The organism is Natrinema pellirubrum DSM 15624 (assembly GCF_000230735.2).
In the GTDB taxonomy this organism is placed as follows: Archaea; Halobacteriota; Halobacteria; order Halobacteriales; family Natrialbaceae; genus Natrinema; species Natrinema pellirubrum.
The window spans coordinates 1,247,179-1,261,390 of the sequence record NC_019962.1; the positions used below are offsets into that span (position 1 = coordinate 1,247,179).

A 14,212-nucleotide genomic window follows, 5' to 3' on the forward strand; every position below is an offset into this window, starting at 1 on the left:
GTTGCGCTGTGATCGCAGCGGAGTCTCACCTCGGCGTTACCGGTGTTTCTGATACTGATCGACGAGGAGATCGATCCCGAACACGCCCCGCGTGATCTCGTAGTGGGTCTCGAGGCGGGGGTTGAACTTGGCCTTGTAGCGGTTGATGCTGGGGACGCCGGCCCCGACGAGGTCGTATTCGTCGATCCCCTCGCGGAGCCCGTCGCGCATGACGTGCCAGTCCAGGAGGTCGTTGATCGCGATGTCGACGTCGACGTCGGGCTTGACGCCGCCTTGCCACCGGTAGCGGGTGCGATCGGACTCGACGACGAGGATGCCGCCGAGGAACTCGCCGTCGACCCGACAGGCGTAGGGCCGGATCGCGCCCTCGGGCAGCGTCTCGTACAGCGACCGCGCGAAGCCGGGCCGCAGCCGGAACGGCTGATCCTGGCTCTCGTAGCGCTGTCGCACCTTCTCGACGATGCGTTCGACGTCGTCGCCGTCGCCCTCTTCGATGACGTAGCTATCGTCGTCGGCGTTGCGGACGTTGCTGCGAGCGTCACTGCTGAACCGCTTCAACAGCTCCTCCTCGCTCCCCTCGAGGTCGACGATATAGGTGTGACCGGGGACAACGTCGTACTCGTTCCAGCGGAACGGCCGGATGTCGTCGAACGCGGCACCGGTGACGAACTTGCTGTACAGCGGCGAGATCGTCCCCTCGATCCACTCGAGACAGCCCTCGAGAAAGCGCTTGATCCGCCGATCGGCCTTGCGCCGTTTGAGTTTCGCGACGTTCAACAGGGCGGGCCCCAGGTAGGACGTCCACGAGTGCGGGGCCGGCGAGAATACACCGGTGATCGGCCCCTTCGCGTACTCGAAGACGGGAAAGACCCCGACGGGTTCCTGTCCCTTGAACCCGGCGAGGAGATGGGGCGTCGTGTCGGTTTCCTCGCCTTGCAACGCCAGTGCTTCCGCCCGGAAGAACGGGTTCGTCCCGTCGGATCGCTCGACGTAGCGGTTCCACTCGTCGGCGTCGGTTCGCGGATCGAACTGCCGTATCTCGATGCTCATAGATATCCGAGGTCCGAGAGTCGGTCTTCGACGGTTCCGTCGTCGGTCGCGGTGATCGGGTCCGGATCGTAGGCCGGATACGCTCGCCGACGACCGCCGTCGACGGCCGACAGCGGCCCGCCGTCCATGTCGTCGTCGACCGGCACGTCGAACAGCGAACAGATCGTCGGCGCGATATCGAAGATCGTCGCCCCCTCGAGGTCGGCGGCCGCGTCGAACGCCGGGCCGGCGGCCGCGACGACGCCAGTCCGCTTGTGGTTCCACGGCTCCATCGGCTCGCCGAACCGCTCCCTGCCGAGATCGGCGGAAATGGCGTTGTCGAACGCCGCGGGGATCGTCATTACGTCCGGGGCCCGCTCGACGTGTGGCCCCTCGAAGTAGGTCTCGCGGGGTTCGACCGCCTCGAACATCGGCTCGCCGTCGGGCGTTCGGACGGCCGATAGCGACGCGATGAGGTCCTCTCGGACGGTCTCGTACTCCTCGGGCGGCACCGTGCCGTCGGGCTCCCGGCCCTCGAGGTTGATGCGGACGCCGAGTTCGCTCTTCGAGCGGACGTACGCCCTCGAGTCGGGGAAGTCGACCTGCTCGCTGGCCGCCCGGATGGCGTCGTTCGGGACCCGCTTGCCGATCGGTTCCTTCAGGCCGACCCGATCGAGCGCGCTCGCGATCCGCTGGGTCGTGAGTCCGACCGTCGCGGCGGCGTTGAGCGCCCGTTCGATGGCACTTGGCTCCCGGTCGCCGGCTTCGGAACCGTAGAGCAGGTCGTTCTCCCACGTCTTCGACCAGTCGGGCATCCCCTCGCCGCCGCTGCGGGCGCTGACGTAGCCCTCGTCACGGAGGTATTCGTTGAGTCGGAACTCGTCGCCGGTCACTTTCCCCATCCCGTGGTCGCTGACGACCAGGACGTTTGCCGGCTCGGTCCGTTCGATGGTTTCGGCCACCTGTCGATCTACCTCCCGGTAGACGGCCTCGATCGCCCGCTTGTCGCCCGGCCGTTCGTGAAACACCGAGTCCGTCTGCTGGAACTGCAAAAAGCCGAAGTCGGGGTCGAACCGCCGGGCGAGGTATCGAAACGCCGTCCCCCGGAGTTCGATCGTTCGCTCGTAGCCCTCGATCGATCGGTCCGGCACCGGCCCGCTCTGGGGGTAGATCCAGTACTCGCCCCCGCATGCGAGCTTGACGTCCTCGAGGATCCCCTCGGGGTGACAGGCCGGTTCCTCGGGGGCAGTCAGCCCCGGTATCAGTGCGCCGTCGAACTCCCGTGCCGGATGGGTCACGGGGACGTTGACGACGACGCTCGAGCGGCCGTGATCGCTCAGCAGTTCCCAGATCGGTCGCGCCCGAACGTGGGTCGCGTTGACAACGTCCCAGTCGTAGCCGTCGAAGGTAAGGAAGTCGTAGACGCCGTGTTTGCCCGGGTTCTTGCCGGTGTACAGCGACGGCCAGGCGCTCGCGGTCCACGGCGGGATCTGCGACTCGAGCGGTCCCGCCGTCCCCTCCGCGAACAACCCCCGTAGCGTCGGCAGCTCGCCCGACTCGAACAGCGGCTCGAGTATCGGCAGACAGCCGGCGTCGAGCCCGACGACGAGCAGCCGAAGATCGTCTCCATCCGTCGAACCTGCCATGGTGGCGTTGTGCCGGCGGCCGGGCTTTGTTATGCAAGTACTGGTACGCTGTAAGCCGATGCTGGCAGCGATCGTCCCGGAACGCGAGCGAACTGCGCGACCGACAGCGCGGCTGTAAGTCCCGGTTTCTCACTGGCGCTACCCCTGTACCGTCCGCATCACTAAGGGCACGGACGAACCGTCTCTCGCTGATGACCCTCTCTCCTACTGACCGCCCGCGACCGCAGGCATGATCAGTGCGACCCCGTCCGTGTTCGACGCCTCGCTCTCGCAGTCGGACGGCGAGGGGATCGACGCCTACGTCGAGCGCCACGCTCCCGGCGTCGGCTACTCCTACTACGGTGCCGGCAAGGTCGCGCTTCGGGACGGCCTCGACGGCCTCGTCGAACCCGGCGGCAACGTCCTCGTTCCCGCCTACCTCTCGCCGGCCGTCGTCGAACCGTTCCGCGAACTCGGTCTCGAGCCCCGGTTCTACGCTCTCGAGCCGTCCCTAGACCCGGATTTCGCCGACCTCGAGTCCCGCCTAGACGAGGACACCGTCGCCGTCACCTCGGTCAACTACTTCGGGTTCCCTCAGCCCGGCCTCGAGCGGCTCGCGGACCTGACCGACGAGTACGGCTGCTATCACGTCGACGACAACGCCCACGGGCCGATCAGCGTCGCCGACGGCCGGCTGCTGGGGACCCACGGCGACCTCGGGATCACGACGCTGCGGAAGCTGCTGCCGGTCCCCGACGGTGCCGTCCTCTACCGGGCCAGCGACGAGGTGGAGGCGGCCTTCGAGCCGTCGTCGCTGGCCGGCAGGGCGGACCGGTTCGGCGCCGATGACTGTCGCTACCTCGCCACGTCGGTCGCCGAAACCGCGCTCGACCCGCTCTACCGATCGATCGAGTCGTTCCTCGACGACGACGATGTCTCGAGCGTCGATCCGATCGCCAGATACGAGGCCGCGAAGGCACCGATGTCGAAGCTCTCGGCGGCCGTCACCGACGCCGCCGACCCGGACGCGATCCGGGCCGCCCGCCGCGAGAACTTCCGCGCGTGGGGCCGCGTGCTGGCCGACCGCGACGACCTCGCCCCGCTGTACGAGGAGCTACCGACCGGCATCAGCCCCTACGAATATCCCGTGCTGGCGGACGACTCGTCGTCGTTTCTCGCCGATCTCGAGGATGCTGGCGTCGCCGGTGCCCACGGCTGGCCGATCCTCCGGGAGTCGGTACGGGGCGACGACGCCTACGAGACGGCGAACCGCTACGCCGAGTCGGTCGTCGCCCTGCCGGTCCACCAGGGAATCGAGCCGAGCGCGATCGAAACCGTCGGCGAACGACTCCGGGGGCGACGGTGACGTTCCGACGGCGGTGAGAAAGCGGGTCGGTGGCCGATCACTCGCTGAGGGTCGCAGTCCGCAACTCAGCCCGGACGTCCTCGTGTAGCGCGTAGGTCCGCTCGCCCGCCCGCTCGAGGACGCCCTCGGTTCGTAGCTCCGAGACGAGGCTCTGGACCGCGACCCGCGACCGATCGACTCGGGCGGCGACGGTCTCGGTCCGGAGCGGCCCCGCCCGCGCGAACAGTTCGACGATCGCTTCGGCCGTCTCGACCGAACACTGCGACCCCTCGCAGGCGCGGGCGAGTCGATCCTCGAGGTCCGTCTCGAGTATCTCTCCGATGCGACGGTCCTCGTCCGCGATGACGACTCCCTCGTCCGACCCGGACGAAGCGGTATCGGTTCCGCCGCTCGAGTCTCTCTCCCTCGCATCGTCGGCGGACATGTATCCGAACTCGACGGCGTCGCCGCCGGCTTGGACGATTTCGGATTCGTCCCCGCCGGCCGACTCCGCCCCGGCGTTTTCGGCTCCGCGCCCGTCGTCACCCGAGTCCCCCTCGCGTCTCGCCGCGCGCTCGCGGACGACCTCCCGTAACTGCGCGTTCTCCCCGCGGAGCCGCTCGAGTTCCGCTGTCCGCTCCTCGAGGTCGACCTCGAGCGCCTCGACGCGCTCGTCGCGGTCCGCGAGTTGCTCGCGTAACTCGTCGCGCTCGTCCTCGAGGTCGGCGATCTCCTCGTGGAGCCGGCGCAGGTCCCCGCCGCCCTCCGGCAGCTGAGATTGGACCGTCTCGGTGTTCTGTAGGGCATCGGCCATCTGTCTGGCCGCACTCGAGACGTCACGGGCCGACGAGAGTTCGTCCTCTAAGGTCTCGATCCGTGTTTCCTTCTTTTCGAGTTCGGTCTCGAGTTCCTGAATCCGGTCCTGTTCGCGGTCCTTGCGCTCGGAGATCTGCTGGAGGTCCCCGACCAGCGCGTCGGAGACGGACTTGAGTTCGGGCCGTTCGACGTCCTCGAGTCCGGGGGTCGCGCCGGCGTCGAAGGTCCGCTTGCGCCGGAACTGGACCCTCCGGACATCGGTCTCGGTCCAGTCGGTCTGGACGAACGCCTGGCCGTCGTCGAGTTCGGAGACGAGATCCGAGTACTCGGTATCGATGATCCGGCCGACGACCTTGGTGTCGTTGTCCCAGGTCAGGCGGTGCCAGACGAGCCAGTTGGCCTGCGTGATGAAGTCCTTCTTCACATCGGCGGGCCGCTGGCTGATCCCCAGAATGCCGAGTCCGTGTTTCCGGCCGCGCTTGCTGATCTTGATCAGCAGGTTGCCCGTCTCGCCGACACCGCCGCCCTCGGGGATGTACTCGTGGACCTCCTCGACGACCAGCAGGAACGGCTTTTTCAGCTTCTTCTCCTTGACGAACAGCTGTCGGGCGACCTCCCGGAGCAACTCGTCGGCCACGTCCGAGTCGAGATAGCCCGAGACGTCGAGGATGACGGGGACGTTCTCCTCGAGCGCGATCGTCGCCATCTGCTCGGCGTGTTCCGGCCCGATCTGGATGTCACACTCCTCGTCGGCTCCGGCATGCAGCATCTCGTACTCCTCTTTCAGGCCGTAGTACTCGCCGTCGGTGTCGACGATCAGGAGCGGGTAGCCGGCCTCGAGCAACTCCTCGGCGATGACCGATGCGGTGTTTGACTTCCCGGAGCCGCTCTTCCCGGTCGCGAACCCGCGGCCGGTGAGGACCTCGATCACGGGCAGTTTGAGCGGCGCTCCATCGGCCGTCTCGCCGACGCGGATCTGGCGCTGCTGGGTGTCGTCGCTCACCGACGACCCACCCCGGCCACGCGCGAGTCAGTCATATCAGTACGGTTCGAACACGGCACCTTGAAGATTGGCCTCGGCTCGAGCCGCGAGACTGCGGCGGTGCCGCAGTCAGTCCTCGTCCTCGCCCGCGCCGTCGTCGACCCGCTGCTCGCGGACCGTGATCCCCTTCCGACCTAGGTGCTGGAGCTGTTTCCGGGCGAAGTCCTCCTCACGGCTGCCCCGCGTCGCGAGGACGTAAACGAGCGCGCCGCCGGCGGGCCGCATCGTCCGGCCGGCCCGCTGGGTTCCCTGCCGGCGCGAGCCGCCCAGCCCCGAGGCAACGATGGCAAGATCGGCCGTCGGCAGGTCGATCCCCTCGTCGCCGACCCGCGAGATCAGCAACAGATCGCGCTCGTCGCGTCGGAACTCCTCGAGCAGTCGCCGGCGCTCGTGGTGGGGCGTCTCCCCGCTGAGGAAGGGCACGTCGAGCGCTTCCGAGAGTTCCCGGCCCTGCTCGAGGTAATCGACGAAGACGATCGCCTTCGCCTCGGGATGGGCCGACAGCAGGTACCGCACCTCGTCGATCTTGCCCCGATTGCGGGCGGCGATGCGGTACTTCTCCTGGCCCTCGGCCGACGCGTAGGCGTTTTGCTGTTCGTCGTCGCCCCACGGCACGTAGCGGATCTCGAGTTCGGGCTCGGCCACGAAGCCGGCGTCGAACAGTGCCTCCCAGTCGGTGCCGATCGGCGGGCCAACGAGGGTGAAGATCTCGGTCTGGCGGTCGTCCTCCCGAATCGGCGACGCCGACAGGCCCAGCCGGTGTTTGGACTGCAGGTGCGTACTCCGCCGATAGACGTCCGAGGGAACGTGCTGGCACTCGTCGAAGATCACCAGTCCCCACTCGCGGTCGTCGAACAGCGACCGATGGCGGTCCATCCCCGCGATCTGGTAGGTCGCGATCGTCACCGGGCGGACGTTCTTCTGCCCGCCGTGGTACTGGCCGATCTGATGGGGCTCGAGCGAGGTGTACTCGACGATCGTGTCGGCCCACTGTTGGGCGAGGTCGCGGCTCGGGACGAGGACGAGGGTCTCGCCCTCGACGTGGGCCATCGCGCCCATCGCGGCGACGGTCTTCCCGCTGCCGGGCGGGCCGACGAAGACGCCTTCGCCGGCCTCGGCGAAGCGGTCGACCCACGTCCGCTGGTAGTCCCGCAGCGACACCGTCAGCTCGATCGCTAGCTCCTCGCCGGCCTCGAGGTCGCGGTGGTCTTGCACCGGGTAGCCGGCCTCGTAGAGGATCCGTTTGATCGCCGCTTCCGCGCCCTCGCGGACCCAGTCCTCCGTCTCGGAGATCGGCGCGTGGACGTGTTCCTCGTCCAGTTTCTGGCGGGCGACGTTGCCCATGATCTCGGGGGTCTGGGCCTCGAGGACGGTGTAGCCGTCCTCGTGGGTGGTCAGCCGGAACTGGTGGGCCCGATCCCACTGGCTGTGGACCCAGTCCTCTAAGTCCTCGGCGCGCTGGCCGAGCGCCTGTCGCATCGTTCGGGCGAGGTCCTCGAACGAGTCGTGAGGGGTACTCCAGACGTCCTCGGGCCGGACGACGTAGCGGTATCCCTGTTCGCCGTTGGCGTCGGCCAGGTGGGCGAACTGGGCCAATTGTGCGCGCGTGAACTGGTCCGGCCGGTCGACGACGATCTCCCGGCGCTTCGGAAAGACGACCACGCGTTCGCGGTCCGTGAGGTCCTCGAGTTCCGTCGGATACCAGACCACGGGGTCGGTCGACACCGAGAGCCGCTCGAGGTCGCCGTCCTCGGCCAGCGCCGCGAGCCGGTCGCTGGCGTCCTCGTGGGGGATCTCGAGCGCACGGGCGACGGCCGCCGCCGTGAGGACCGGACGGCCTTCGCGCTGGCTGGCATCGTGGAAGTCGGCGATGGTGAACGGGTCGCCGTCGCTCTCCGCGTCGACGGCGGACGGTTCGTCGTCGACGACCGACGCCGCCTCGGGGTCGCTTCGCTGCTCGTCGGAGGGCGTCGCAGAACGTTCGTCAGTCACTGGCCAGTCTAACGGCGGTGCGGGTAAACCGATTTCGTTCGCCGGTGCCGGCCGCTCGAGTCCATCGGTTCCGTCCCTCGGAACCCGGTCGCGAGCCCGGATAGCTATATGAGACTGGGCGGTGTCGAGTAGCGGTATGTACCGCGCGATCCTCCCTGAGGGACAGATCGAGTGCGACCGGTACGACCGCACGGAGACGGGCGTCGAACTCTACAACGACGACGAGCAGTTCATCGCGTTCGTTCCCTACGACAACCTGCACGCGCTGGTCGACGAGGCGTTCTACGGCGAGGACGACCGCTCGGTCATGTAGCCGGTTGCTGATCGATCGCCTCGAGTTGCTCCCGGTACCGGTTCCGGACCGTGACGACCGTCGTCTGGGCGGTGTCGGCGACGGCCCGCTGTGGAATGGTCTCGTCACAGAGCAGGCCGGCGGCGTAGATGGCCGCGGCCGCGAACCCGGTCGGCGACTTGCCCGAGTGCAGGCCCTGCTCGGTCGTCCGGTCGATGATCTCGACGGCCTTGGTCTCGACGTCCGTGCCGACGTCGAGTTCCGAACAGAACCGCGGGACGAACTGGCGAGGGTTCGTCGGCTCCAAGTTGATGCCCAGTTCGTCCGCGATGTACCGGTAGGTCCGACCGATCTCCCGTTGCTCGACGCGTGACACGGCGGTTACCTCCTCGAGGCTCCGGGGGATGTCCTCCTTCCGACAGGCGGTGTACAGCGAGGCGGTCGCGACGCCCTCGATCGAGCGCCCACGGATGAGGTCCTGCTCGAGCGCCTGCCGGTAGATGACGCTCGCCGTCTCCTTGACCGGCTTGGGGACGCCCAGCGCGCTGACCATCCGATCGATCTCCGAGAGGGCGTACTTGAGGTTGCGCTCCCCGGCGTTTTTCGTTCGGATCCGTTCCTGCCAGACCCGCAGTCGATGGAGCTGGCCGTGTTTGTCCGCGGACATCGAGTGCCCGTTGGCGTCCTTGTTTCGCCAGTCGATGGTCGTCGTCAGCCCCCGATCGTGCATCGACTGGGTCAAGGGTGCGCCGACCCGGGAGAGTTCGTCGTGTTCCTGTGCGTTGAACGCCCGCCATTCGGGCCCGTAATCGATGGGATCTGCGTTCAGGACGAGCCCACATTCCTCACAGACACGCTCTCCCCGATCGGGGTCGTGTACGATCGTGTCGGTCTCACAGTCGGGACACAGACCAGCCTCGACCTGCTCGGACTGCGATTCGTCGCTGGCGTGATCGATGATAGACCGCGTCATCAGTAGTCGATCGAAACCGTGCCGGCACTGTAAGGGGTTCACATGGTTTCGACGGAAACACCGACTTACCGTTCCCGCCCGGCGGTTCGAAGCGGAAAGCAAAGAGAAAGGACTCGACCATCGACTGTCCGCGAGCGAACAGCCCCGATGGTCGAGTCGAAACCGTGTCCCATCGGTCGTGTCCGGGCGAAACGACCGACAGTCGGTCGTTTCGACCCGCAATGACCAATGATCACATGCAACAAGAAACGCCCCGATCGTTTCGGCGAGTCGCCGACGTAAATCACCCCTTCATTCCGTAAACTGCTCTTTCGTGTGTGAACTGTCGCTCGATTTTATATCGGTCCCAGCGGACGTTCGGTACCAGTGCCGTGTCCCGCACTACCCCATCACTGCACGGTCGTCGTTCCTTCCACCCCTTACTCGCCCGTACGTCGTCGATATATGCACGCAATCGCCGGATACGGTCCGGACTCGACAGCCGTCGTCATTGCTCGTCTCGCCCTCGAGGAGCCGCCGCTATCGGTCGGTCGAGAAGTCGATCCGTACCTCCTTTGCAGACGGTGCGAAACGTAGTCGTGTTTAAGAGTATCTCTGTTGGTGTTCAACCTGGTGTGTCAAACGTGATTTCGACCCGCCGTTCGAACGTACAGCGGTCGTCGTCGAGTCGATACGCCGGTGATCCGGCGTTCCGGAGTCAGGGGGCTGCAAGCTCGAATGGGGCCGATACGACTGGGGGGAGTCGGTGATGTCCTCGATCGATACGTCGTTGCCCGACGAGATCGCATCGGTCGCCGACGACGAGGGCGAACGCCTCTCGAAGGACGTCATTTTCGAACTATTAAAGAACCGCAGACGGCGGGAAGTCCTCACGTACTTGCTGGAAGCCGACGAAACGGTCACCCTCGGCGAACTCGCCGAGCAGATCGCGGCCTGGGAGAACGACACCGATATCAACGCGCTCAGTTCCGATCAGCGAAAACGGGTCTACGTCGCCCTCTATCAGACCCACCTGCCGAAGATGGACGACGCTGGCATCGTCGAGTACGATCAGGACCGCGGGTTGATCTCGCTGTCGGACAATGCCGACCTGCTGATGATGTATCTCGATACCGAGACCCATCGACAGGACCGCTGGGACCGGTGGTACGCCGCCCTCAGCGTGGTCGGTGTCGCCGTCCTCGCTGCGGCGTCTCTCGGCCTTCCCGTGCTTGCTGCTGTCCCGATGACCGCGCTCGCCGCCGTCGTCGTCGCCGCGTTCTGTTGTCTCTCCGGTGCCCACCTCGTCCGGAACCGCCATCAGGAGCGCAACGTCGACGGCAAACTCTCCCGGATCGAGTGATCCTCGATCCGCCGGTCTCGGTTCGTCAGTTTCGCCGCCGGTCACTGCGGACGTTTTCCGACCGCTTTCGCCCACCGAGCGGTGGGTCCTCGCTCCCGCGGCCGGTTCCGATCCGCGAGCGCTCCGTCGCGGTCCGATCGCCGCGCCGTCGACCGATCGTCGCCGACCGCTGAGAAGCTTTTTGGTACCGGGTCCCGTAGCCACGGCTGGCTCCCGACGACCGTCATCCAGTACCGGAGCAGTCGCGTGCCAGCAGCTGTTCCAGGCGCGGGAGCCTTCTCGATACGACGACGATCCGTACAGTTCTCACGCCGTCCCGAGAGACGGGGCCGGCCACCGCTCGCGTCCGCCGTCGCCGCGTTCTGTGGCGGATCGCGCGCTCGCGACCAGTGAGAAAACACTCGGAATTATTGGTCGCGTGCGTTGTACTGCAGGTCGACCGCTGCGTCGCCGCGCAGTCGGAAATCGTCGATATCGCCGTCGAACCAGTAGGCGTCGAGCCAGTTGCCGACCGCGCCGCGGACGGTTCCGTTCTCGACGACGTCCTCGTCGTCGATCGAGGCGTCGCGATAGTCCGATCTGACGACCGCGCCGTCGACCTCGAACGCGTAGGTCGTCGGCCCGTCGGCGTCGGTGCCGTCGATGACCAGCGCGTGGGGAAGCATCTCGTGATCGCCGTACTCGCTGGGGTCGATCGGTTCGCCGTCGACCGTGATCGTCGCAGCCCCGTCCGAGAACGTCACGTCGGTTACCGCACCCGAGAACCGGAACGTCTGGGTGCCGTCCGTGATCGAACTCTGGACGGTCGAACCCGAGACGGTCGTGGCCTCCGCGGCCGGCTCGTCGTCGGCGACGAGTTCGATCGTCCCATCGACGGTGATCTCGTAGCTCGTCGCCGTCCCGTCGCCGCTGACCTCGAGAACGTGGGGAAGATCCGAGCCGTAGTCGTCGGGGTCGACTGCTTCACTGTTGACCAGCACGGAGCCGGGACCGTCGACGGTCAGTTCGGTGAGATCGCCGGCAAAACGGAAGGCGTCCTTCCAGTCGGCGACGCTGCCCTGGACCGTCGAGCCGTCGATTCGGTCCTCGTCGTCGATCGACGCGCCCTCGGCGGTCGAGCGCTCGACGTCGCCGTCGACGGTGAACTCGTAGCGCGTCGCGTCCGCCGGACTGCCGTCGACCAGCAGGAGGTTCGGTAGCCCGTCGCTGTCCGTCTCGCTGGCCGAACCGGCGGTCGGACCACTCGAGCCATCGCTATCGCCCGTCGCGGCTTCCTCGGGCGTCGTCGGGACGCCGTCGGGGACCGAGAGGTCGGGATCGCTCGAGACGGCGCTGGCGACGTCGACGGTTGAGCCGCTGGCGCGTTGAATCTCGCCGCGGACGCCGCCGCTTTGGAAGTCGACGCTGCCGGGCGACCCGTTCGCACCGGCCACGAGCGCGTAGGGGTAGGGGCCGGCCGCGAAGTGGGAATCGCGGATCGTTACGGTCCCGCCGTTCCAGACCCAGACGGGGCGGCCGCTGGTTTCGCCGTAGCCGCCGTAACCGGGGCCGTAGTCGGTGTCGTCGTTGTACGCGACGCAGTCGACGATCTCGTCGTCGGCGCTGCCACACCGGAACGTGGTGACGCCGTTGTTCTTGCCGAAACAGCGCTCGAAGCGGACGCTGCCGCCGTAGGGCGTATTCGAACAGTAAAAGCCGTTATTCGGGAACCCCTGAACGTTGCAGTGCCGGAACGTCACGTCGGCGTCGTTTTCCGGATGCATGAAGACGCCACCGGGGCCGTGAACGAAACTCGAGCCCTCCTTGGTCGCGCCGTCGCCGAGATAGACGTTCTCGACGAGAATGTCGCCGACACCGGCCTTGATCGAGATCATGAAGGAGTCGCCCCGGTACAGTCCCTCGAACCCGACGTTTCGGATCGTCGCGTTCGCGCCCTCGACGTAGAGCAGGAAGCCCTCGCCGGTGGTCAGGTCGATCAGTTTGTTCTCGAAGGTTTCACCGCGGCCGATCCTGATCGTCTGTCCGCGGGCCTCGATGGTCTCGTACTCGTCGCCGGCGGCGGCCGCCGCTCCCGTCAGCGTCGCCGCCGCCGTCGTCGCACCGGCCAGCTTCATGTACGATCGCCGGTGTAGTAATCCGTCCTTACCGCCGTCGTCGCTCGCCTCCCCGTCCGGGGAAGGGGACGACTCGCCGTCCGATACCGAAGGGTCGCGTGCCATGCAATCGGGTAATACGAGACTACCTGTATAAACTTTCCCTATTTACTAGCGTAAAATTAACAGACTGTAACTACATACAGCACGATTCGTAGAAGATTCGGTGATGTTCCGTGTCGTACTTTACGAAGTTCGAAATTCGATGTACGGGTTCGGTAAGTAGCTATTACCGAGACGGGCAGCCGATTCCGGGCCCGCTCGAGAACGGTCTCGGTCAGTAATAGCGGATTACTCGAGTTGCAGCGGCGGAACGTGGGTGGGAGGACCGAATGCGGTGTGGGAGAAACAGCGGGGACGATGGTGGAGGTGGGGGTTGGAGAGAAAGCGCCAGCGGGGCGGTAATGGGGAGGGTCGGAAACCGTCAGCGGGCCGGGATGTAGTGACGAGAGGCGTCGGCGGCTCAGTCCGAACCGCCCGACGCGGCTTCCTCGGGCGAGGTCGGAACGCCGCTGGGAATGACAGGCTCGGGATCAGTCCCCACGTTGTCACCGAGTTTGACCGTCGAGCCGGCGTGTTCGGCGATGCCGGCTCCGTCGTCGTACTCGGAGTCCGTCACGACGACTTCGGTCGGGTTGCCGTTTGCACCCGCGTCGATGGCGGTGTTCTGTCCGTTCATCTCGATCTGGCAGTCCTCGACCTCGACCGTGCCGGGTGCCCACGCCCAGATCCCGCGGCCGACGTAGCCCTCGTTGGTGTCGACGTAGACGCTCGAGTTGGTGACCTTGCTGCCCTCCGTCCCGAGCCGGAAATGCGAGACGTAACAGTTGGCGGCGAAACTGCTGTCGATGTGGATCGTGCCGCCGCCCTTGTTGCCAGGCGCGGAGCCGTAGATCGCGTTGTCCGAGAAGTTCTGGATGTTGACGTTCTCGAAGTCGATGTGACCGTTGTGGTCCGGGGCGACCCAGAAGGCCGTCTGGCCGTGGCCGTTCGGGTTGGTGTTGCCCGTACTCGCGCCGTCACCGAGGTAGACGTTCTCGACGGTACTGGTGCCGTTGCCCGTATCGGAAATCCCGAACGTGGCAGAGCCGGTACCGGAGGTGTTCTCGCCTTTGAAGCCGACGTTCCGGATCGTCCAGTCGCTGCTGTGGGCGGTGACGACGATGTCCTGGCCGGTCGTCATGTCGATGAGTTTGTTCTCCCAGGTCTCGCCCTCCTCGAGGGAGATCGTCTGTCCCTGGGCTTCGATGACCTCGTAGTCGTCCTCGGCCGCGGCCGCACCGACGCCGCCGAGTGCAGTCGTCGCGGTCGCCACCGCGGCGAGCGAGCGCACGTAGTTTCGGCGGGTTAATCCGCTGTTACGGCCTGTCGTCGGCATAGATTCCGTTTCGGACGTACGGGGGTTCTGCGCCATACACTTGCGTAACTCCGACTTACACCCATAAACTTTTCCTTGGAGATATGGCTTAAATTTACAGACTATATTTCTAACACTGTGGAATCGCGAACAATATACCGCTGTACGCTCACGAAATTACGAACGTAATCGTGAGGAATCGGCGGTCAGTAAGCAACGCTTTTCGGCAGGAAAGACGGGAATACA

10 protein-coding genes are annotated in these 14,212 nt (G+C 66.1%); 3 read left to right on the plus strand and 7 right to left on the minus strand.

The features are described from left to right. Positions 1 to 36: 36 nt before the first annotated feature. Positions 37 to 1,050: a lipid II:glycine glycyltransferase FemX gene (locus tag NATPE_RS06135; RefSeq protein WP_006179625.1), complete on the minus strand. Its 1,014-nt coding sequence runs from the start codon at positions 1,048 to 1,050 to the stop codon at positions 37 to 39. Next, the gene (locus tag NATPE_RS06140) at positions 1,047 to 2,675 is read right to left on the minus strand and encodes an alkaline phosphatase family protein (RefSeq protein WP_006179624.1); all 1,629 of its coding nucleotides are present in this window, start codon (positions 2,673 to 2,675) and stop codon (positions 1,047 to 1,049) included. The genes NATPE_RS06135 and NATPE_RS06140 overlap by 4 nt, the downstream gene beginning before the upstream one ends. A gap of 229 nt (positions 2,676 to 2,904) precedes the next feature. Here NATPE_RS06140 and NATPE_RS06145 point away from each other — a divergent pair, with 229 nt between their 5' ends. Then, entirely contained in the window at positions 2,905 to 4,020 is a 1,116-nt protein-coding gene (locus tag NATPE_RS06145) for a DegT/DnrJ/EryC1/StrS family aminotransferase (RefSeq protein WP_006179623.1), read from the plus strand. A gap of 37 nt (positions 4,021 to 4,057) precedes the next feature. Here the strand turns inward: NATPE_RS06145 and NATPE_RS06150 are convergent, their stop codons facing one another. Both NATPE_RS06150 and NATPE_RS06155 read right to left on the minus strand, forming a co-directional pair. Then, on the minus strand, positions 4,058 to 5,818 hold the full coding sequence (locus NATPE_RS06150; RefSeq protein ID WP_006179622.1) for an ATP-binding protein: 1,761 nt from the start codon (positions 5,816 to 5,818) through the stop codon (positions 4,058 to 4,060). Positions 5,819 to 5,926: 108 nt separating this feature from the next. After that, positions 5,927 to 7,849, minus strand: coding sequence for a DEAD/DEAH box helicase (locus tag NATPE_RS06155; protein WP_006179621.1), 1,923 nt, complete (start codon positions 7,847 to 7,849; stop codon positions 5,927 to 5,929). 136 nt (positions 7,850 to 7,985) lie between these two features. Between NATPE_RS06155 and NATPE_RS22605 the strand changes: the two genes are divergently transcribed. After that, the gene (locus NATPE_RS22605; protein ID WP_006179620.1) at positions 7,986 to 8,162 is read left to right on the plus strand and encodes a hypothetical protein; all 177 of its coding nucleotides are present in this window, start codon (positions 7,986 to 7,988) and stop codon (positions 8,160 to 8,162) included. Here NATPE_RS22605 and NATPE_RS06160 read toward each other — a convergent pair. Further along, positions 8,155 to 9,114 (minus strand): transcription initiation factor IIB, encoded by a 960-nt coding sequence (locus tag NATPE_RS06160; RefSeq protein ID WP_006179619.1) that lies wholly within the window; start codon positions 9,112 to 9,114, stop codon positions 8,155 to 8,157. The two genes, NATPE_RS22605 and NATPE_RS06160, sit on opposite strands and share 8 nt — an antisense overlap. A 748-nt stretch (positions 9,115 to 9,862) precedes the next feature. On the opposite strand from NATPE_RS06160, the gene NATPE_RS06165 reads away from it, so the two are divergent. Next, positions 9,863 to 10,456 carry a DUF7344 domain-containing protein gene (locus NATPE_RS06165; RefSeq protein ID WP_006179618.1) on the plus strand — a complete coding sequence of 198 codons (594 nt, stop codon included), beginning with the start codon at positions 9,863 to 9,865 and terminating at the stop codon, positions 10,454 to 10,456. Between the two features lie 407 nt (positions 10,457 to 10,863). On the opposite strand, the gene NATPE_RS06170 is transcribed toward NATPE_RS06165, so the two are convergent. Both NATPE_RS06170 and NATPE_RS06175 read right to left on the minus strand, forming a co-directional pair. Beyond that, entirely contained in the window at positions 10,864 to 12,675 is a 1,812-nt protein-coding gene (locus NATPE_RS06170) for a hypothetical protein (protein ID WP_015298833.1), read from the minus strand. 397 nt (positions 12,676 to 13,072) lie between these two features. Continuing rightward, positions 13,073 to 14,023, minus strand: coding sequence for a hypothetical protein (locus NATPE_RS06175; protein ID WP_015298834.1), 951 nt, complete (start codon positions 14,021 to 14,023; stop codon positions 13,073 to 13,075). Positions 14,024 to 14,212 lie beyond the last annotated feature (189 nt).

Excerpts from the sequence above, each read along its gene's own strand:
- NATPE_RS06145 (WP_006179623.1), top strand. The coding sequence starts at position 2,905 with ATGATCAGTGCGACCCCGTCCGTGTTCGACGCCTCGCTCTCGCAGTCG.
- NATPE_RS06175 (WP_015298834.1), bottom strand. The coding sequence starts at position 14,023 with ATGGCGCAGAACCCCCGTACGTCCGAAACGGAATCTATGCCGACGACA.
- NATPE_RS06170 (WP_015298833.1), bottom strand. The coding sequence starts at position 12,675 with ATGGCACGCGACCCTTCGGTATCGGACGGCGAGTCGTCCCCTTCCCCG.
- NATPE_RS06135 (WP_006179625.1), bottom strand. The coding sequence starts at position 1,050 with ATGAGCATCGAGATACGGCAGTTCGATCCGCGAACCGACGCCGACGAG.
- NATPE_RS22605 (WP_006179620.1), top strand. The coding sequence starts at position 7,986 with ATGTACCGCGCGATCCTCCCTGAGGGACAGATCGAGTGCGACCGGTAC.
- NATPE_RS06140 (WP_006179624.1), bottom strand. The coding sequence starts at position 2,675 with ATGGCAGGTTCGACGGATGGAGACGATCTTCGGCTGCTCGTCGTCGGG.
- NATPE_RS06165 (WP_006179618.1), top strand. The coding sequence starts at position 9,863 with ATGTCCTCGATCGATACGTCGTTGCCCGACGAGATCGCATCGGTCGCC.
- NATPE_RS06160 (WP_006179619.1), bottom strand. The coding sequence starts at position 9,114 with ATGACGCGGTCTATCATCGATCACGCCAGCGACGAATCGCAGTCCGAG.